Source organism: Rhizobium sp. CB3171, assembly GCF_029714265.1.
In the GTDB taxonomy this organism is placed as follows: domain Bacteria; phylum Pseudomonadota; class Alphaproteobacteria; order Rhizobiales; family Rhizobiaceae; genus Rhizobium.
In genome coordinates this window covers 1,586,365-1,606,887 of sequence record NZ_CP121653.1, presented here as the reverse complement: position 1 = coordinate 1,606,887, position 20,523 = coordinate 1,586,365, and the positions used below count along the sequence as shown (strand labels likewise).

14 protein-coding genes are annotated in these 20,523 nt (G+C 59.8%); 3 read left to right on the top strand and 11 right to left on the bottom strand.

The window, feature by feature from the left end; translation table 11 throughout:
* The first annotated feature begins 8 nt into the window (after nt 1–8).
* The 3 genes from QA648_RS26750 to QA648_RS26740 all read left to right on the top strand — a co-directional run bounded on the left by QA648_RS26750 (nt 9) and on the right by QA648_RS26740 (nt 9,246).
* Nucleotides 9–1,034 (top strand): fumarylacetoacetate hydrolase family protein, encoded by a 1,026-nt coding sequence (locus tag QA648_RS26750; RefSeq protein ID WP_283051726.1) that lies wholly within the window; start codon nt 9–11, stop codon nt 1,032–1,034.
* Nucleotides 1,031–1,663: a maleylacetoacetate isomerase gene (maiA, locus tag QA648_RS26745; protein WP_283051724.1), complete on the top strand. Its 633-nt coding sequence runs from the start codon at nt 1,031–1,033 to the stop codon at nt 1,661–1,663. Before QA648_RS26750 ends, maiA begins: the two co-directional genes overlap by 4 nt.
* A 314-nt stretch (nt 1,664–1,977) precedes the next feature.
* The gene (locus QA648_RS26740; protein ID WP_283051722.1) at nt 1,978–9,246 is read left to right on the top strand and encodes a hypothetical protein; all 7,269 of its coding nucleotides are present in this window, start codon (nt 1,978–1,980) and stop codon (nt 9,244–9,246) included.
* Nucleotides 9,247–9,341: 95 nt separating this feature from the next.
* On the opposite strand, the gene QA648_RS26735 is transcribed toward QA648_RS26740, so the two are convergent.
* The 11 genes from QA648_RS26735 to QA648_RS26685 all read right to left on the bottom strand — a co-directional run bounded on the left by QA648_RS26735 (nt 9,342) and on the right by QA648_RS26685 (nt 20,226).
* Nucleotides 9,342–10,331: a Tim44 domain-containing protein gene (locus QA648_RS26735; RefSeq protein WP_283051720.1), complete on the bottom strand. Its 990-nt coding sequence runs from the start codon at nt 10,329–10,331 to the stop codon at nt 9,342–9,344.
* Between the two features lie 132 nt (nt 10,332–10,463).
* Complete coding sequence (locus QA648_RS26730; RefSeq protein WP_283051718.1) at nt 10,464–10,787, bottom strand: hypothetical protein; 324 nt, start codon at nt 10,785–10,787, stop codon at nt 10,464–10,466.
* Between the two features lie 32 nt (nt 10,788–10,819).
* Nucleotides 10,820–11,608, bottom strand: coding sequence for an ABC transporter ATP-binding protein (locus tag QA648_RS26725; protein WP_283051717.1), 789 nt, complete (start codon nt 11,606–11,608; stop codon nt 10,820–10,822).
* A gap of 7 nt (nt 11,609–11,615) precedes the next feature.
* Nucleotides 11,616–12,650 carry an iron ABC transporter permease gene (locus QA648_RS26720; RefSeq protein ID WP_283051715.1) on the bottom strand — a complete coding sequence of 345 codons (1,035 nt, stop codon included), beginning with the start codon at nt 12,648–12,650 and terminating at the stop codon, nt 11,616–11,618.
* 2 nt (nt 12,651–12,652) lie between these two features.
* The gene (locus QA648_RS26715; RefSeq protein ID WP_283051713.1) at nt 12,653–13,630 is read right to left on the bottom strand and encodes an iron ABC transporter permease; all 978 of its coding nucleotides are present in this window, start codon (nt 13,628–13,630) and stop codon (nt 12,653–12,655) included.
* 50 nt (nt 13,631–13,680) lie between these two features.
* Nucleotides 13,681–14,601, bottom strand: coding sequence for an ABC transporter substrate-binding protein (locus tag QA648_RS26710; protein ID WP_283051711.1), 921 nt, complete (start codon nt 14,599–14,601; stop codon nt 13,681–13,683).
* 240 nt (nt 14,602–14,841) lie between these two features.
* Complete coding sequence (locus tag QA648_RS26705) at nt 14,842–16,263, bottom strand: MATE family efflux transporter (RefSeq protein WP_283054278.1); 1,422 nt, start codon at nt 16,261–16,263, stop codon at nt 14,842–14,844.
* Nucleotides 16,264–16,276: 13 nt separating this feature from the next.
* Entirely contained in the window at nt 16,277–17,344 is a 1,068-nt protein-coding gene (locus tag QA648_RS26700) for a cysteine synthase family protein (protein ID WP_283051710.1), read from the bottom strand.
* A complete protein-coding gene (locus QA648_RS26695; RefSeq protein WP_283051709.1) occupies nt 17,341–18,654 on the bottom strand; it encodes a Y4yA family PLP-dependent enzyme in 1,314 nt (437 codons plus the stop codon). The genes QA648_RS26700 and QA648_RS26695 overlap by 4 nt, the downstream gene beginning before the upstream one ends.
* Before the next feature lie 11 nt (nt 18,655–18,665).
* The gene (locus QA648_RS26690; RefSeq protein ID WP_283051707.1) at nt 18,666–19,661 is read right to left on the bottom strand and encodes an ornithine cyclodeaminase; all 996 of its coding nucleotides are present in this window, start codon (nt 19,659–19,661) and stop codon (nt 18,666–18,668) included.
* 124 nt (nt 19,662–19,785) lie between these two features.
* Nucleotides 19,786–20,226 carry a ParB N-terminal domain-containing protein gene (locus tag QA648_RS26685; RefSeq protein WP_283051705.1) on the bottom strand — a complete coding sequence of 147 codons (441 nt, stop codon included), beginning with the start codon at nt 20,224–20,226 and terminating at the stop codon, nt 19,786–19,788.
* Nucleotides 20,227–20,523 lie beyond the last annotated feature (297 nt).

The window sequence follows — 20,523 nt, the reverse complement described above, 5'->3', positions numbered from 1 at the left end:
ATTGGGACATGAAGCTTGCGACTTTGAAAGATTCCACAAGGGACGGTCGGCTTGTCGTCGTCTCCCGCGACCTTACGCGCTGCTCCGAGGTCGGTCACATTGCCCGCACCCTGCAGGCAGCGCTAGACGATTGGGAGCATGTGGCTCCGAGACTTGCGCTGATTGCTGAGGGTATCGAGACGGGAGCGCAGCCGACGATCCGTTTCCACGAACATGATGCTGCGTCGCCTTTGCCGCGGGCCTATCAGTGGGCTGATGGTTCGGCCTATGTCAACCATGTCGAGCTGGTGCGCAAGGCGCGCAACGCCGTGATGCCGGACAGCTTCTGGATCGATCCGCTGATGTATCAAGGCGGCTCGGACGGTTTCCTTGGTCCACGCGACCCTATCGTGATGGCTGATGAGGCCTATGGGATCGACATGGAAGGCGAGGTTGCCGTCGTCGTCGGCGATGTTGCCATGCGGTCCAGTCCGGAGGCCGCCCGCAGCGCTATCCGCCTGGTCATGCTCGTCAACGATGTGTCGCTGCGCGGCCTCATACCCGAAGAACTGGCAAAGGGATTTGGTTTCTTCCAGTCCAAGCCCGCATCGGCATTTTCTCCGATCGCGGTGACGCCGGACGAACTCGGGGAGGCGTGGGATGGCGGCAGGCTGCATCTTCCGCTGCTCGTGAGCTTGAACGGCAAGGCGTTTGGCAAGGCGAATGCTGGCATCGACATGACGTTTGATTTTGGCCAACTGATCGCCCACGCCGCCAAGACCCGCAATCTGGTGGCCGGCACGATCATCGGCTCGGGAACGGTTTCCAACAAGCTCGATGGTGGGCCGGGCAAACCGATCGACGACGGAGGAGACGGCTATTCATGCATCGCCGAGATACGGATGATCGAGACCATTGAAACCGGATCGCCGAAAACTCCATTCATGCAGTTCGGAGACCAGGTCCGCATCGAGATGAAGGATCGGACTGGGCATTCGATCTTCGGAGCGATCGAGCAGACGGTCGAAAAATATGAAGGATCGAAGGGGCCATGAATGAGGTCGTTCTCTACGACTACTGGAGATCATCGGCGAGCTACCGTGTCCGCATTGCGCTCAATATGCTCGGGATCGGCTATAAAACCGTGTCGATCAACTTGCTGGAAGACGAGCAGCGGAGCGCGGATTATCTGGCGCTCAATCCGCAGGGGTTCGTGCCGACGCTGGTGATCGACGGGAGGACGCTGACGCAGTCGCTCGCAATCATCGAATATCTCGCCGAACTTCGGCCGGAGTGCGGATTGATGCCGCGGGATATTGCGGACCGGCAGCACGTGCGAGCGCTTGCTTACGCAATCGCCATGGACATCCATCCCATCTGCAACACGCATGTCGTGGCGCATGTCATGACCATAACGGGCAAAGCTGAGGCCCGCGACGAGTGGATGAAGCATTTCATCGCGAGCGGCCTTGGCAAAGTTGAAGCAATGCTGGCTGAAACCAAGGGAGAGTTCAGCTTTGGAGATCAGCCGACGATGGCGGATCTCTGCCTCGTTCCACAGGTCTACAACGCCCGCCGCTGGGGGGTGGACATGACCGATTTCAGGCGCATAGCCGATATCGATGGCAAGTGCGCCAAACTGCCCGCCTTTCAGGCGGCGCATCCTGACCGCGTGAGATCATAACGGCAAATCCCGACTCATGACGAAGTCTGAAGAATCACTAAACTAAAGGGCCTCTTGGCGCGCCCAGAGGGGTCAAGGCTGGGCTGGCATCGAGAAATGCCACCATCCGTTTGATTTCGCGATGAAGAATCCTCCAGAGGACGTCTGAAGGTGAGGCTGCGAAGCCAGCCAACTTCAGGTTCAGGCAAGCCCCTTTTCGTACCCAGCATTTAAAGATTGGCGGAATCGAGTGGCCGATGCTCATTCAGAGCTTGGGCAAGCATGACGCCTGTTGGTTGTTGAGACGCTGGACTTAACGTTTAGGATTTGCGGGCATGACTACGATCGCTTCTTCCCTGACTGTCAATCAAATCAGACTTCTTTCGACAGCGTCGGTCGCGGCGTGGTCCACCGAAGATGTGGCATCGCTTTCCACAGCGCAGATCCAAGCGCTTTCTTCGGCTCAGATCGCAGCTTTGGATACGGAAGATGTTGACGTCCTCGATACCGAGCAATTGAGCGCCATTTCGCAAGGCGCCATAATTGGTTTGACGCTGGATCAACTGAGCGTTCTCGATAAGGTTTCTATTGAAAGTCTGAGTTCAGGCCAAGTTTCCGTGCTCACCACCACGCAGCTTCATGCTCTGACGACAGATCAGGCTGAGGCTCTGACGACGGATCAGGTCGGCGCCCTGAAGATGGCGCAACTCGCAGCCCTGAGTGCGGACGATATAGCGACGTTCTCGACCGCCGATATCGCGGCGATTGCCAGCAAAGCCGTCTCGGGTCTGGGCACGGACGCCGTCGCGGCGCTTTCTACCGATCAGGTTGCCGCGCTGACGACAAGCCAGGTCAGCGCCCTCAAGACGACGCAACTCCAGGCCTTGGATACCGATCAGCTCGAGACCCTGTCGACGGATCAGATTGCTGCCTTGAACAGCGGCGCGATTGCAGGTCTGAGCACCGATCAGATCGCGGCCTTGAGTACCGCTCAGGTCGAGGCTCTGACGCCGGCGCAGGTGAAGTCGCTGAGCTCGACGCAGCTCGCGGTCCTTGGTGCGGATGACATAGCCACATTCTCGACCGCCGATATGGCGGCGATCACGAATAAGGGCATCCTGGGCTTGGCTGCCAACATTGTGGGAGGTCTGAGCACCGACCAGATCGCCGCCCTCGGAACCAGCGCGGTCGCTGGCCTGACGACCGATCAGGTCGCGGCTTTGAGTGCTGATCAGGTTGAAGCCCTGTCGTCGACGCAGGTCAAGGTGTTGAGCTCGACGCAGCTTGCGGTCCTTGGCGCAGATAACATAGCGACATTCTCGACCGATGATGTCGCGGCGATCACGAACAGGGCCGTTCTCGGCTTGGATACGGATATGATCGCAGCGCTGTCGACCGATCAGATTGCTGCCTTGAACACCAATGCGGTCGCAAGTCTTACGACCGAACAGATTGCGGCCATGAGTACTGCTCAGGTCGAGGCCCTGTCATCGGCACAGGTCAAGGTATTGAGTTCGACGCAGCTTGCGGCCTTGAGCGCGGAGGACATGGCGACCTTTTCCTCCGCCGATATCGGGGCAATCACCAACAAAGCGATCCCGGGCTTGAGCGCGGACGTCATCGCGGAGCTCTCCACCGATCAGATCGCCGCATTGACGACGCTTCAGATCACGGGCTTCACGACGAAGCAACTTGAGGCATTGAGCACGGAACAGGTCGAAACCCTGTCGTCGGCGCAGGTGGCGTCGCTGAGCTCGACGCAACTCGCGGCCCTGGGCACGGCAGACATCGCGACGTTCTCCACCGCCGATATCGCGGCAATTGCCAGCAAGGCCGTGAAAGGCTTGAGCACGGAAGTTATCGCAGCGCTTTCCTCCGACAAGATTGCCGTGTTGACGACAGCCCAGATCGCCTCGCTTAAAACAACGCAGGTCGAGGCCCTGGACGCTGATCAGTTCGATGGCCTGTCGACCGTTCAGATTGCTGCCCTCAGCACCACCGCAATTGCCAGCCTGACGACCGATCAGATCGCGGGTTTGAGCACCGTTCAGGTCGAAGCCTTGTCGCCGGCGCAGGTCAAGGCCCTATCCTCGACGCAGCTCGCAGTCCTAAGCACGGATGACATAGCGACATTCTCGACCGCCGATATCGCGGCGATCACGAGCAAAGGCATCTTGGGCCTGGGTACGGGCATTCTTGAAGCCCTCACCACCACTCAGATCGCCGCATTGAGCACTGTCGCGGTTCCAAAGCTGACGACCGATCAGATCGCAGCCTTGAGCACCGATCAGGTCAAGGCTCTGACCTCGGCGCAGGTCAAGGCTCTGACTTCGACGCAACTTGGGGCTCTCAGCACGGATGATATAGCGACCTTCTCGACCGCTGATATCGCTGTCATCACTGCCAAAGCCATACCGGGCCTGAGCGCGGACGTCATCGCAGAGCTCTCCACGAAGCAGATCTCCGTATTGACGACGGTCCAGATCGCTGCCCTCAAGACAGCGCAGATCGCGGCTTTGACCTCCGATCAGGTCGAGGCCTTGTCGTCGACCCAGGTGAAGGCGCTGACTTCGACACAGCTTTCTGCCTTGAGCGCAGAAGACATAGCGACATTCTCGGCCGCCGATATCACGGCGATCGCCGGCAAGGCCATGCCCGGTTTGAGCACGGACATTGTCGCCGCCTTTACCACAAGTCAGATCGCTTCTTTGACGACGGCTCAGCTCAGTGCCCTTACGACAGTACAGCTCCAGGCCTTGAGCACCGATCAGGTCGAGGCTTTGACGCCGACACAGGTCAAGTCGCTGAGCTCGACGCAACTTGCGGCCCTGAGCGCGGAGGATATAGCGACCTTCTCGACCGCGGACATTGCGGCGATCACGGTCAAGGCCCTCCCGGGCATGAACACGGACACAGTCGCAGCGCTTAGCACCAATCAGATCGCTGTATTGACGACACTTCAGGTCGCAGCGCTCACAACATCACAGCTTACGGCCTTGAGCACCGATCAGGTCGAGGCTCTGTCGCCGACGCAGGTCAAGGCGCTGAGCTCGACGCAGCTTGCAGTTCTGAGCGAGGAGGACATAGCGACCTTTTCCACCGCGGATATCGTGGCGATTACCAGCAAAGCCCTGACAGGCTTGAGCACGGATACCGTCGCGGCGCTTTCCGACGATCAGATCGCCGTGTTGACCACGCTCCAGATCAATGCCCTCAGGACCGTACAGCTTCAAGCCCTGAGCGCCGACCAGATCGAAGCCATGTCGACCGTTCAGATTGCTGCCTTGAGCACCAGCGCGGTTGCAAACCTGACGGCCGACCAGGTCGAGGCTTTGAGCACCGATCAGGTGGGAGCCCTGTCTACGACGCAGGTGCGGTCGCTGACTTCAACGCAACTTGCGGCCCTGAGCGCAGAGGACATAGCTGTGTTCTCGACCGCCGATATCGCGGTGATCACGAACAAGGCTATATCGGGCCTGAGCGAAGATATTATCGGAGCCCTGTCGACTGTTCAGATTGCTGCCTTGAGCACCAGCGCGGTTGTAGGCCTGACGGCCGACCAGATCGACGCCTTGAGCACAGCTCAGGTCCAAGCACTATCCACGGCCCAGGTGAAGGTGCTGAGTTCAACGCAACTTGCGGCCCTGAGCGCAGAGGACATCGCGACCTTCTCAACCGCCGATATCGCGTCGATCACGAGCAAGGCCATGCCGGGCTTGAGCACGGATGTTGTCGCATCTCTCAGCGAAGATCAGATTGCTGCCCTGAGCACCAGCGCAGTTGTGAGCCTGACGGCCGATCAGGTCGAAGCCTTGAGCAGCACTCAGGTCGGCCTCCTCTCCGCTGCGCAGGTCAAGGCGCTGACTTCGTCGCAAGTCGCTGCCTTGGGTGACGATGTTACAGTCTTGTCCACCGACAAGATCGCCGTGCTGAGTTCATCGGGCATTACGGGCTTGACTGCCGATCAGATTACCGCCCTGAGCTCGGCTCAGCTCGACGCCCTGACCAGTACCCAGATCGGCGCACTCAGCTCGACACAGATCGCGGCGCTGAGCACGGGCGACATAGCGTCGCTTTCAACGACCCAAATCGCGGCACTGAGCACCGCTGGCGTCGCAGGACTTTCGACCAAGCAGCTCGCCGTCCTGAGCACCGATCAGATTGCGCTTCTGTCGACCAAGCAGATCGCGGCGCTGAGCTCGGCGCAGGTTGCTGCCTTGAGCACAGACGACATAGCGGCTCTTTCAACAGCCCAGATTGCTTCCCTCAGCACGGCTGGCGTTGCGGGATTGAGCACCAAGCAACTCGCGGTGCTCAGCACCAGTCAGGCTGAAGCCTTGACCAGCGCCGAGGTCGGCGCTCTCCATTCCACACAGATTGCCGCGCTTACTTCGGAAGACATAGCAACCTTCTCGACCAAGGATATTGCGGCAATCAGTTCGAGTGCGATCCCGGGATTGTCGACGGCGACGATCGCCTCCCTGACGACAGCCCAGATCGCGGCCCTGAGTACGCAGGGCATTGCCGCCCTGAGCACGGCGCAGATTGCAGCGCTGAGCACCGCTCAGGTGGAGGCCTTGACGAGTACCCAGGTCGGCGCGCTGAGCTCACGGCAGATCGGAGCCCTCGGCACGGACGACATAGCAACGTTTTCGACCAAGGACATTGCGGCGATCAGTTCGGATACCATCGCCGGATTGTCGACAGACACAGTCGCATCCCTGACGACGACCCAGATCGCGTCGTTGAGTACGGCAGATATCAATGTGCTCAGCACCAAGCAGATCGCGGCCCTGAACACGGCGCAGATGGAGGCTTTGACCAGCACCCAGATCGGCGCCCTCAGTTCCACACAGCTTATGGTATTGGGGTCCGACGATATAGCGACCTTCTCGACGAAGGAGATCGCAGCGATCGGTTCGAATGCGATCCCAGGCCTGTCGACGGACGCGATCGCCTCCTTGACGACGGCTCAAATCGCGGCCCTGAGCACGATCGGCGTCAGTGGACTGAGCACCAAGCAGATCGCGGCCCTGAGTACCGATCAGGTGGACGCTCTGACCAACGCTCAGGTCGGCGCGCTCGGCTCGCGACAGGTTGCGGCCTTGGGCACCGGCGACATCGCTACCCTTTCGGCAAGCCAGATCACCTCTTTGAGCACGGCGGGCATCGCAGGTCTGACCACCGATCAGATCGCGGCGCTCAGCACCGATCAGGTCGAGGCCCTGACCAGCACCCAGGTCGGCGCACTTAGCTCGAAACAGATTGCCTCCCTCAGCGCCGAGGATCTCGACACCTTCACTGCTGCGGAGATAGCCGTAATCACTTCGATTGCGGTCTCGGGCCTGTCGACGGCAACGATCGCCTCGCTGTCGGCGACCCAGGTCGCCGCACTTGGCACGGCGGGCATATCGGGTCTGACCACCGATCAGATCGCGGCGCTCAGCACCGTTCAATTGGACGCTTTGACGACCGCGCAGGTCGGCGCTCTCACCTCGAAGCAGATTGCGGTCCTCAGCACCGACGATATCGCTTCGCTCTCGTTGGAACAGGTCGCGGCACTTGGCACGGCGGGGATAGAGGGTCTGACCACGGATCAGATCGCGGTGCTCAGCACCGATCAGGTTGAAGCCTTGAGCAGTACCCAAGTGGGCGCGCTCAGCGCGAAGCAGATCGCGGCGCTCAGTGCGGACGATCTGGATACCTTCACCACTGCCGAAATGGCCGCGATCGGTTCAAGCGCGGTCTCGGGCCTGTCGACGGCAACGATCGCCTCGCTATCGGCGACCCAGATGGCGGCCTTGGGTACGGCGGCCATAGTGGGGTTGACCACCGATCAGATCGCAGTGCTGAGCACCGATCAGGTGGACGGCCTGACGACGGCACAAATGCACGCATTCAGCTCGAAACAGATTGCGGCCTTGAGCACCGCCGACATCGCCTCGCTTTCGCTGGAACAGGTCACGGCACTTGGCACGGCGGGGATAGAGGGTCTGACCACCAGCCAGATTGCTGCCCTGAACACCAATCAGGTCGAGGCGCTGACCAGTGTGCAGATCGGCGCCCTCAGCTCGAAACAGATTGCCGCCCTTAGCGCGCAGGATCTGGATACCTTCACCTCAGCCGAGCTTGCGGCAATCGGTTCGAGTGCGGCTTCGGGCCTGTCGACGGCAACGATCGCCTCACTGTCGGCCGCCCAAATCGCAGCGCTGAGTACGGCCGCTATTTCGGGTCTGACCACCGATCAGATCGCAGTGCTGAGCACCGATCAGTTGGACGCTTTGACGACCGCGCAGGTCGGCGCTCTGACCTCGAAGCAGATTGCGGCCATGACCACCGGCGACATCGCCTCGCTTTCGGAGGAGCAGGTTGCAGCACTTGGCACGTCGGGCATAGCAGGCTTGACCACCGATCAGATCGCGGTATTGAGCACCGATCAAGTCGAGGCACTGACAAGCGTGCAGATCAGCGCGCTCAGCTCGAAGCAGATTGCCGCCCTCAGCGCGGATGATCTGGATACCTTCACTACGACCGAGATCGCGGCGATCGGTTCAAGCGCGGTCTCGGGCTTGTCAACGGCAACGGTCGCCTCGCTGACGGCGTCCCAAGTCGCAGCCCTGGGTACAGCCGCCATATCGGGTCTGACCACCAACCAGATCGCAGTCCTCAGCACCGATCAGGTGGATGCCCTGACGACCGCTCAGGTCGGCGCTCTCACCTCGAAGCAGATTGCGGCCATGAGCACCGTCGACATCGCCTCGCTTTCGGATGCGCAAATCGCCGCCTTAAGTTCGACGGCTGTTGCAGGCCTCGGCAGCGCGCAGGCCGGCGCCTTGACGGTTGAGCAGGTCGAAACGCTCTCGACCAGTCAGATCGCTGGATTGAGTTCGGAGGCGCTGAAGGGCCTGACCCTTGATATGCTGGACACTTTCTCACCGGAAGAACTCGGTGCGATTAGCTCAAGCGCGATGAAGGGGCTATCCACGGACTTTATCGTGACGCTTTCCGCCACCGAAATTGCGGCCTTGAGCACGGCAGGCGTTGCGGGATTGAGCAGCGACCAAGTCGCAGTTCTTAGCGAGGAGCAGGTCGAAGCGCTTTCCACCAGTCAGATCTCCGCATTGAGTTCCACCGGGCTTGCCGGGTTGACCACCACGGATCTGGAAACCTTCTCGACGGAGGAACTTACGGCGATTAGTTCGACGGCGATCAGAGGATTGTCCACGACCGCCATCGCGTCCCTATCCTCCGACGAGATTGCGGCTTTGACGACAGGCCAGATTTCTTCGCTGAGCTACGCCCAGGTGGCGGCAATGAGCACTGCGCAAATCGAAGCGCTGTCGACATCGCAGGTCGGCTCCTTCGACGTCATGCAGGCCGCAGCACTGGATGCTACCGACCTCGCCGCGTTTTCAACCGAGCAGATCATCTCTCTGAGCACGAGCGCGATTTCGGGATTGAGCACCAGTGCGCTGGCCGCCTTGTCAACGTCCCAGGCTGAAGCCTTTACGTCAGGTCAGCTCGCTTCCATGACGTCGGCACAGCTCGCGGCGTTGACGACGAGCAGCTCCGCGTCAGACGCTTTGTCCTACCTGACGGTCTGACGTTCGGAGGTGACCAGATGGCAAATGGACAACTATTATGATCGGCTGGTCATCATTGCTGTGCAGAACAAGGCATTGAGCCTGCCGAGGCAGGCTCAAGCGTGATGGAGTTCTGTTCCCTGGATAGCCGAAAGCTTCCAGTCGGAACCGGGCTGGCGCACGAAGGTCCAGACTTCGGTGGTCTCAGACGCATTGCGATCGTCGCCGTCGACGAGTCGGCCCGTCGTGCGGTCGAGCAGCGCGTCGACGCTCGAATAGCGCATGGCAAGAGTGGCATATTCGGCATTGCCTTCGCGCCAGGCTTCTGAAATATCGCCCTGCAGCAGACGAACGTTGGAAACGCTGTTGCGGACGCCTTTGGTTGCATTCTCTCCGAGCTCCTCGGCAAGATAGGACATTGCCTCCGGCGTGGTTAGACGGCGTAGGGTGTTGTAGTCCTCGGCGCCATAAGCCGATTGGACTTCCGTCAGAAGCTGTTCGAAACGGTCGAGATCGGCTTGCGACAGCCCGATCTCGTCATTGGCATGTCTTTGCGGCGCCTGGCTCGCAGCGCCACCGCCTATCGTCGGAATGGAGAAGGAAGAAGGACGCGGCGCGCTCATATTGTATGACGCGTTCGATCCCGATGCCGAATAAGAGGTTCGCTGCCGGTTGGCGAAAAACCGCATGGCGAAGCTGATGGCCGCGATGATCAGGCCGATCTGCAGCAGCATGCCAAGGAAGCCGAAGCCGCCGCCGAACCCGTGTCCGAGCAGCATGCCGAGAAGACCGCCCGCTATCAATCCGCCGATCATCGACCGGCCGAAACCGTTGAAGAGGCTGGGACGCGGCTGCGTATTGATCGGCGACTGCGTTTGGGTTTGGGTCTGCGGCCGGGGCATCATGGTCCGGTCGATGGGAGCGGCTTGCGTCGGAGCTGTGCGGGTTATCGCCGGAGAGTCAAAGGTTCGCGTCCCGCGGCTGCCGAATCCACTAAAACCGCCGGCACGACGCGCATCGGCATCGCTGAAGCTCGCAAGGGACGTAGCAACGGCAAGGGCGACGATGACTGCAAGCTGAGTGAAACGCGGAACTGCACCGGGCATTGTTTCTCCTGTCCTTAGGCAGAAAGATGACTTGTTCGGTATATATAGGAACGCGGCTTGCGATTAAAAGTTGGCGGGAAGTTCGCCTTTGCGCCTGCCTGTTCCGTGTGTCGGCAAGATCGTTGCCCTCCGTCAGCAGCGTTTCCAACGGGAAGAGGCGGCATGGAGCATCGAGGAGATGAAAGCCTTCTGGCGCAGATCGCTTAGCTCAGTGTCTGCCAACTCATTGTTTTGAAGTTCACCGGGGGCATAGTCGGGACTGGATCGCCGATCCCCTCCGGTGCGAGCGGGCAGATTGCCCAAAAGCCACTGCATCACATGCATGCGATACAGAAGCCCGGACAAGATATGGAAGCGGGCTTTCTTGTTTGCGGCCGCCTGCCAATCCTGGGAGGATGCGTTCGGATCATGGTCTTCCGGATACATTTTCGCGGCTCCGTATTGGATGTTTGCCATCGGCCTCCGAAGCCACTGCAACTCCGCTCGTCCTAGTTATACCGGTGCGCAAGCTCGACATCGAAATGCGGGGGCGCATCGGAGGTGATCGGCACAAAACGACCTTTTACCCGGAACACTTTTTCGATGAGCCCAGTGCCGGCCAGAACCTTGGGATCACCGTCGAAGACCAGATTGCCTCTGTCGAGCAATGAGATCTGATCGCAAACCGACATTGCCTGGTTGAGATCGTGGATCGCCATGATGATGGTGACACCCTTTTCCCGGCTGAGCCGGTGGGCGAGATCGAGAACCTCCACCTGGTAGCCGATGTCGAGGAACGAGGTCGGTTCGTCGAGCAGCAAAATCCGTGCTTCCTGCGCAATCGCCGCCGAGATCCAAGCCCGCTGGCGCTCGCCGCCGGACAGTTCCCGCAGGCTCCTATCGGCAAAACCGTGGAGCCCTGTGCTTTCCAGCGCCCAGCGAATGGCATCCTCATCCCGCGGACCATAGCTTTTGAACAGGCCGACATGCGCGAAGCGACCTTGCCGCACCAGTTGCGCCACGGTCATCTCGTCAGGCGCGGCCGGTTGCTGCGGCAGGAAGGCAAGCTGTTTGGCCAATTGTCGCCGCGACATGGATGTGATCGGCCTGCCATCGATCTCCGCGTTCCCACCGGCCGGTTTGATCAGGCCGGAAAGGGCTTGCAGGGCCGTGCTCTTTCCGGAGCCGTTGGGTCCGATCAGCGCGCGGATTTCGCCTGGCCTGAAGGAGAGATCTAGGCCGTTCAGCGCTCTTCGAGGACCATAGGCGACGGATAGGCGGGAGCAGGACAGCAGCATGGCATCCTCATGGGGTTTTGCGAAGAAGTGCGATGAGCACAGGAACGCCACAGATCGCCGTGACGATGCCAATCGGGATTTCGTCGGCCTGCCCTATCAGCCGGCCGACAAGATCTCCAAGGGTCACGGTCACGGCGCCGAGGGCGATCGTGAGCGGCAGGACGAGGGCATTGCGCCTGCCGGCAAGAAAGCGGGCGAGGTGAGGCACGATGAGCCCGATGAAGACGATCGGGCCGACCGTGCCAACCGCGCTTGCCGCAAGAGCGCAGGACAGGAGCAGAGCAAGCGAAAACTGCCGCTTGTAAGAAAGCCCGAAGGATTGGGCCATCGGGGCTTCGAAACGCAGGAGTTCCAGTGGCCGTCGGATCATGGGCAAGACGGCGAGACCGGCAATCGTATATGGAAACAGAAATGCGGCATGTTCCCAACTCCGCGCGTAGAGACTGCCCGAAAGCCATTCCAGCAGCACTTCGATCCGCGCGGAGCCCCAGCCTGCGATCAATCCGATGGCGAGAGCTTGCAGGACGGCTCCCACGGCAATGCCGCAAAGCGTGATGCGAAGCGGCCCCAGATCGAGGCGAAACGCCAGCAGATAGATGATGCCGCCGGCCAGAAGACCACCCACCGTGCCAACGGCGGGCAGCCATTCAAGGGGGAGCTCGGCGACAGTCGTCGATCCGGTATAGTGAATATAGACTGTGAACAGCAGGAAGATGGTGACTGCAAGCGTTGCCCCCTGAGAGACACCCATGATCGATGGATCGGCGAGGGGGTTGCGGGTAACGCTTTGAAGAATGAGGCCGGAAACAGCGAGGTGAATGCCAGCCAGTATTCCCGTGATGATACGAGGCAGGCGGATGTCCATGATGATCGAGTGCGCCTGCTGCGAGCCGCCTCCCGTGAACACTGCGAGGACATCCGATGCCGGAATATCGGCCACCCCAACGAACACCGCCAGCACGAAGGAGAGGAGCGCGATGAAGACAAAGGCGAGCAGGAACCCGGTGCTGCCGGTGTTTCGGAGCGGCAAGGAAGTGGCCATGATCACGCTTCTCCCTTGAGCGAGAAGCTGCGGCTTTGCACGAGGTAGATGAACAACGGCCCTCCTATCAGCGCCGTGACGATCCCGACCGGAAGTTCTTGGGGAGCGGCAATGCTGCGCGCGATCACATCGGCGGCAACGACCATCAGGCCGCCGAGCGCTGCGGTCAGGGCAATGGTCCATCCCGGACCGTTCGGCCTCAAAAGCCGGGCGATATGCGGCGCGGCCAAACCGACGAACGCGATAGGACCGGCCACCGGCGTAACACCCGCTACGGGGAAAACCGCCAGAAGCAGCACCAACGGCTTCCAAAACGAGAGCTGCAATCCCATCCCGGCCGCCGCCTGTTCGCTGAGGGCGAGAAGGCCGATAACTCGCTGGCATGCCAATGCGCCGGCGGTGCCGATGAGCACCCATGGGGTCATGTATGTGAGCTGCGTCCACGAACGTCCCTGAAAGCCGCCGGACAGCCAGAAAAGCAATGATGGCACCTGCGGTCCGCTCAACAAGAGGACGTATGTCGTGACCGCGCTGAGGAACAAAGAGATGCTGATGCCGCCAAGCGCCAGATGCAAGGGTCGTCCTCTGCCCCCGCGTGAGACCCAGAAGGTCAACAGCGCAGCCGCCAAACCGCCCGCCAGTCCGACCAATGGATAATATACGGACGAAAGCCACGGTACGAAGACGAAACAGAAAACGATTGGTGTCACCGCTCCGGATGTCACGCCGGTCAGGCCCGGCCCGGCAAGCGGGTTGCGCGTCAGGGTCTGCAGAAGATAACCGGAGACGCCGAGACCGGCGCCCCCGATGAAAGCCGCAAGGCTGCGCGGCAGCCGCAATGTCCATACGAGAATGGAATCGATTTTCCCGTCGGGAGCTAACAGGACCGTCCAAAGAGCACGCGGCTGAAGGGGCTTTGCGCCGATCAGAAGCCCGCCGGCGACGACGATCGCGGCAGCGACCACGATCATCATTGTCATCACCAGCGATCGAAGGTCATTCCGTGGCCGCGTGGCGGCCGCAAGCCTGATCAATTCTGCAGCTCGGTCGGAATCAGCTTGGCCGCCTCCGCCTTGACATCGACGGCAGGGAAGGTGTCAGGGTAGAGGTAATGGGCGGCCTCACGCAGCACCAGCTCGCGGGCGATCGGACCATTGGTTTCCACCCACTCGTCGCCGACATAGAACACGCGACCGTTCTTGACTGCCGAGAGCTGCTGCCAGATGGGATTGTTCTCATGCGGACGATCCGGTCCGCTGTCATAGACGAAGATCACCTGCGGATCTTTTTCCAGCATCGTTTCGAGGCTCAGTTCCTGGCCGAACTTACCGTTCTGCGTCATCGGGCCGGCAATATTGTCGCCTCCGAGCGCTGCAACGATCGACGCCGCGGTATTTTCAGTATGGAAGGAGAAGGGGGTATCGCCCGCCCACATGATCTGGAAACGCGGGTGCACATCCTTCGGCGCCTTCGCGGCGAAATCTTCGAGATCCTTCTTGAAAGCGGCATTCAGTTCTTCGCCGCGCTGCGGATTTCCGAATAGCTTCGAAAGGTCGCTGACCTCCTGATAGCTTTGGCTCAGAAGCTCCATGTTATAGGCGACATAGGGCGCGATCTTCTCGAACTGTGCGGCGTTGCCGACGGTATAGCGTTTCATGGCAATGATGACGTCGGGCCGGACTTCCGACAGCAGTTCGAGATTGGGCTTTGCCCGTTGCCCGATCTGCTTCATGTCCTTTGTCAGGCCAAGAAGGTAGTCCGGTTGGCGTCCGGCCGTCATGTAGGTGGTCGCAACAGGCTTGATGCCGAGGGCAAGCGCGACATCGACCGCGAGGTAGGAAACGGAGGCGATCCGCTTCGGATTGATTGGCGCTTGCACGGTCACACCACGATCATCCACGATCGAAAGCGTCTGTTTTTCCTCTGCGAAAGCGCTTCCCGAGATCAACATGACAATAATGCTTGCAATATTACACACGCTCAACACGCGCCGCCTCATGGCGAATCCTCCAGGTCAATATTTGTTACAACATAGTGTTCATTCAACAGGCACAGCCTATCCGTCGCTTCCACCGCTCAAGGAGAAACGACATCTCAGCGCTTTTGCCTGAAAAACTTGATCGTGATTGTCTGCTTTAACGACAAAACATGATTAATACAATCATCTTTTAGTATGGTGTGCGGAATATCGTCATGCCTTTCCGCCAAGCCTGGCGGGTGCCCGATATTCAGGGTCTTGCGACGTAGCCGATGCCATTCTCAGGTCCGCAATGAAACGCCACCACAGCAGAAAGCTGGTCGCTCCGAATCCGACGCAAAGGCCGAACCAGATGCCGTAACTGCCCCAGCCAATCCAATATCCGCAGATCGCCATGGCCGGGATGCCGATTAACCAGTAGCCGATGAGCGTGTTTGTCAGGCCAGCCTTCGTGTTTCCGAGCCCCCGCAGCAGCCCGATGCAGATATTTTGAGAACCTTTGAAGAACTGATGGGCTATGGCGAACCAGAGGAGCGTCGTTGCGGCGGCGAGCACGGCCGGATCGGCCTGATCACCCAGGAAGGGACGCAGCACCGCCTGCGGAAGCAAGACGTAGAGGAGCCCAACAGCCGTCATAATGGAGAAGCTGATCGTGAAGGTGCGCCTCGCGATCGCGCCGATTTCACCCGTCTGCCCTTTTCCGGCCGTGCGGCTCACTAGAATCGATGAGCCTTGAGACAGCCCGATATTGGCTTGGTAGACGATATAGGCGAGCTGGTTGACGATGTTGGAAGCGGCGAGAGCGACCGGACCGAACGTCCCCATGAAGACGGTCGCGATCGAGGTGATTGCCGCTTCGGAACCGTAGGTCAATGCGATTGGCGTTCCCATCTTGGCGATTTTTCTTATCGTCGCAGGCTGCGCCCGCCATCCATCCAGCGCGAGGAGGGCGTTCAGTTTTTCGTCCCGCCGGACTGTGTGCAAATAAACGAAAAAGGTCCATATCTGGACAAGCGTGGTCGCCAGACCGATGCCCGCCAGACCAAGCTTCGGCAAGCCAAGCCATCCGTAGATGAAAGCGGCATCGAGCAAAGCGTTGACGACGATCGAGATGATTGTAACCCGCAGCAGTGAGCCGGCGCGACGCATTCCGACCGCGAACTGACGCAGGACATTGAGCCACAGCATTGGCAGCAAGCCCGGCGCGAGCGTCAGCATGATCGGCTTTGCCAGCTCGACGACCTCGCTGCTCTGCCCGAGAAAGACCAGGCAATAGCTGAGCGCGACGAGGACGATGCCCGCGGCGATCGCGACGATCGTCGCAAGCAGCATGGACGCCCGGAGCAAATCACGAATTTCGTCATGCGCAGTGGTGTCAATGGATGAGGTGCCGGTTCTTTTTTCTCCTCTGCCGACCGAGGCGGCAATCATGTTGCCGACGCCCGTTACCATGCCGACACACATCGTACGCAGTTGGTTATAGAGCAGGATCGCGAGACCGCCGGCAGCAACCGCTTGGACACTGATGAAGCCCATCATCAGGAGATCGGTGCTGGTAAGAGCGACCTGAGCAAACTGAATGCCGGCAATGGGGGCGGCGAGCGCGATGATTTCCCGATAATTCCGAAATTGCATTGTGGCCACGTCGTTATGCTCCCACCGCTGCGGCGGTTCGAGATGCCAGATATATCGATTCCCGGTATGCATCGAAGAGCCGATGCAGTCGCCGATGTGCCGTCTCGTCGAACAGATGACGCTCCCGAAGCCACTCATCGTCGTAGATGGTATCGAGATATTTTTCACCCGCGTCACAGACCAGGACCACCATCGTGCTGTTCGGCTCGATAAGGGCCAAACGCTTGAGCGCCACATGGATCCCGGCGCCGGCGGTGCCGCCGACAAGCATTCCCGTTCGGCGAGCGACAACACGGGCAGCAGTGAATGCATCGATGTCGCCGACCGTCAGTCCCTCATCGATCAGAGCGTGATCGACATTGGGGCCGACGGTAAATCCGCCCGGCGCGCCGGCGCCGGTCTGCCAATATTTGCCGGGTCGTCCTCCGAAGATAATCGATCCTGTCGGTTCGACGCCGATGCTCGTTACCTGCGAGCCGAGGCGGCGCAACTCCCTTACCGTTCCGCATAGAGTGCCGCCGGTGCCGACCGCGCCGACGAGATAGTCGACATCCGTGCCGAGGTCACGCAGCAGTTCGGCCGCGAGGCCAACATAACCATTGTTGTTGTTGGGGTTATGGTGCTGATCCGGCCAGAATGCACCTGTTTCCTTGGCAATTTCCCCCGCGACGCGCCGCCGCTCGACAGTGCTTGGGCCTTCTCCCTTGCCCTCGATAAAAACGAGATCGACGCCCATGGCCTTCATCGCCCGAAGCTTGTCGCGCGATGCGTGGCTGTCTACGACTGCGGTAAACTTATAGCCCCGTTCGATCGCCGCAAGCGCCAGGCCCGTTCCGGTATTGCCCGAGGTCGGCTCGACGATGCAGCCGCCCGGCTTCAGTTTTCCGTCCCGCTCGGCCGCCAGGATCATTTCCCGCGCCATTCGAACCTTGCAGGAACCGGTTGGGTTGAACTGTTCCAGCTTCAGCAGCAATCGACTGCCGGATCCCGTCCGGGCAAGTTCCAGCAACGGCGTGTCGCCAATCAGCTCGGAGCATGTGGTTACCACTCGTTCAGCAGGCCGGCTAATGTGTCTGGTCATTGATCCGTTCTCCAGGTGAAACGTTCGCCTTGCCGGGCCACAACAATCTTGGGCGGCAAGGTGAGCTGGTGAAACTCACTCTCGTTCTTGTCCATCTGATAGCCGGCGGTATTGGGATAGATGATCAGATCGCCATACCGAGGTGCCGCGGGAAATGCGATCTTGCGCCAGGTCAGAATGTCGTATTCCATGCAACTGGAGCCGCCGATCGCTGCCCGAACGGGCTCCTGCGGGCGGGCTTCTCCCCTTTGCACCAGAACAGGGGTCGGCAGAAACTCGCTGTTTTTCCATTGTTCCGACAAGCTCATGCTGAGGCCGGCCACGGTAACGATGCCGTGCTCTGCATTTTTCTTGAAACCCTGCACCGGAAAGACCGTGATTCCCGCACCGTCGAGAAGGGCTCGACCTGGCTCGAGGTATAATTGCACGTCCGCTGCGATCAGCTTCGATGCGAGCGTTCCCTCTGCATCTCGGCTTTGCAGGATCGCGTCGAGCATGGCGGCGCCCGTGGGGGCCTGGTAGTAGGGATAGAAGTGGCTGAAGCTCTTTTCCGCATGAAAATCAGCCGGATCAGCTAGTTCCTTGAAAGCTTTCCAATCGGGCTCTTCGACATAGGCGCAGGCAAAGCCTCCGCCTATGGAAATGGCGGATGCCGGAAAGCCCTGTCGGCGTGCTTCCAGGCATTGGTCGATCAACATCGATGCCAATTCGGCGCGCGGCTGCACCGCATAGCCGTCGAGATGGAACGAAAAGCCATCCATGATCAGGTGGTCTCCGACCTTCGCGCAGCGCTCGAGCGCCACGCGAAGGTCATTTGAATTGAGTCCGAAGCGGCTGTTCTGCCCGGAGGGCGGCAGCACACGCAGCAGGATTTGCAAGGGAGCGGTGTCCGCCGCGATGCCGATCGCCCGCTCCAGTTCGTCCAGGGCGTCGATGGCAACGGTTGCACCGTGGCGGCAAGCCAGCCACAAGAGATCGTTGCTCTTGGCGGCGCCCGTCACGCCAATATTCTCACCCCGAACGCCGTTGGCCAGCGCATGAACAAATTCGGGTATGCTGGCGACGTCCATCGATCCGTGCAGCCTTGCAACCTCACGCAGCCATGCGCCCGCCTTATTGGCTTTCTTGCCGAAATAAACGTGTCCTGCCACGTTCCTTTCCCGCAGAATGTGCTGGAAGGCCATAAGATTGTCGGCAAAGCTTTCGGGATGGATGATGTGAAACGGGCCATCCGTCGCGCCGTGAATCTGGCTCAGTAGCTCAATGTCCTGCCTGACGGCGGTCGCCCATGCCTGTTCACGAGCGCGCATCGAATTGATCATTAGCTCCATAGTTCGACCCGCTTGCCGCGGCCGGCGGCAATCCCTCTGGTGGCCAATGCATGGGCGACAGGGATATCCGTGATGATCATGCCGCTGCTGAAGGCGAACACCCGGTCCTCTTGGGTGTTGCGTCCGGGTTTGCGGCCGCCGACGATTTCAGGCAGTTCTGCATCGATCCTGGCAACGCCGTCCGCGCCGGCGAGCCTCTTTCCGGTGACGCCCAACTGACCCTCGTTCGTCGCGATCGCATAGTCCGCATCGTGCAATGCGCCCGATTCAACCCCCTTGCTGGCAACCGAGATCAATAGACCACCGGGCTTGAGCCACTTGGTCTGGACTTTGGGGTGGGCGGCGCGGCCGGAGGCGGCCACGACGATATCGGACGCTGCGACAGCTTCCGGGACATCCTTCACCAACTCGATCTCGCGATCGGGAAAATACTTGGCAAATGTGGAGAGGCTCGCGGCAATCCCGTCGGGATGCGTGCCAAAGAGGCGCAGGGTTTGCAGGCGGGGCAGGGCGGTCAGAAGATATGGCAGCGTATTGATGCCCTGCGCACCTGTCCCGATCATCAGCACCGATCGAGCGTCCTCCTTGGCGCAATGCTTGGCAATGATCGCGGTCGTCGCCGGAGTGCGCGAACCGCCAACGCGATGGCAATCCATGAACGCGAAGGGAAGCCCGGTCGTGTCGTCATAGAGGCTGATCGTGGTGTAGTATTTTTCGGCGCTTTCGCTGCCTTGGCGATAGGAGGTCTTGAACCCGACCTGTTCGAGCGCGCCATCATATCCGAGCATCGAATAGGATACCGCATCCCGCTGCTCGTTCGGGAGCGGCATCATAAGCTTGGTCGGGCAACGCGACTGTCCGTTGGCATAGGACAAGTAGGCGTCTTCGACGAGTCGAATGACCTCCGCCGGCGGCAGCTCGATATCCGATAGGTCGGAACGTGTGAGGATATGGATGGCAGGCGTGTGCATGAACGTCTTGGTCATCGTCGATGCCTTTCGATGTTGCCGATGTGATGTGAGGTGAAAAAAGGGGCGGCGCTGAGCGAGCGTTTCGCTCACCCAACCATCGGGATGGGAGGATCTGCGCTGGGCCGTTTGGCCTCTCGCCTTAGGAGGGAGCCATTGAATGTTTGGCGCTTGGGCTGGGGTCGGGATGCCGGAGATCCCTCAAAGGAATATCGCAAGCCGGCGGCGGGCCTTCGAAAATGTGGCGCGTCGTTTTGCAGGGGAATTTTCGGCCGCTGCGCGCCATCTCGAAAATCATGTCGGGAGTGATTGTCTCACCCAGCCGCCATGCCTCCACCCGGACGGTGTCGTAGTCCAAAAGAACAACTGGCAGGACTTTGAAGCCAAGGCGTTGCGCAATGGTGAGCCTGTGGTGCCCGTCCATGACGAACCAATCGCCGCGATGGACGCTGATCGGCCGCGTCCACCGGCCGGATTGGACGATCTCCTGTTCGAGTTCGGTGACCCTGTCACTGTCGATTTCTTCGGTTGGAATGAGCCTCCTGGGGTCGAGAAGCTGGTACTGAACAATGCTCGTTTTCATTCACGCCTCCCCGACGCCATGATTTGCGAGAGCGCAAGCCGGATCGTTTATGAGCGGGAACTTACACCCTTTTAAGCTGCAGTCAACAAAAGATGATGAAAATAATCAACTTTAGAATCGAACTAAGAATCTATCTAAAAACAGTGCGTTAGAATCTGGATAATAAAAGTATAACAACTATTGATAGTATAGAGGGTTGTGCGAAAATGAGCCATGCGATGCTGTCGTAAAGCCCATATGGCATGGAACGCGCGGTGGGGTCTCATGTGCTCGTCATTCTGCTTGTCAGATAGTTTC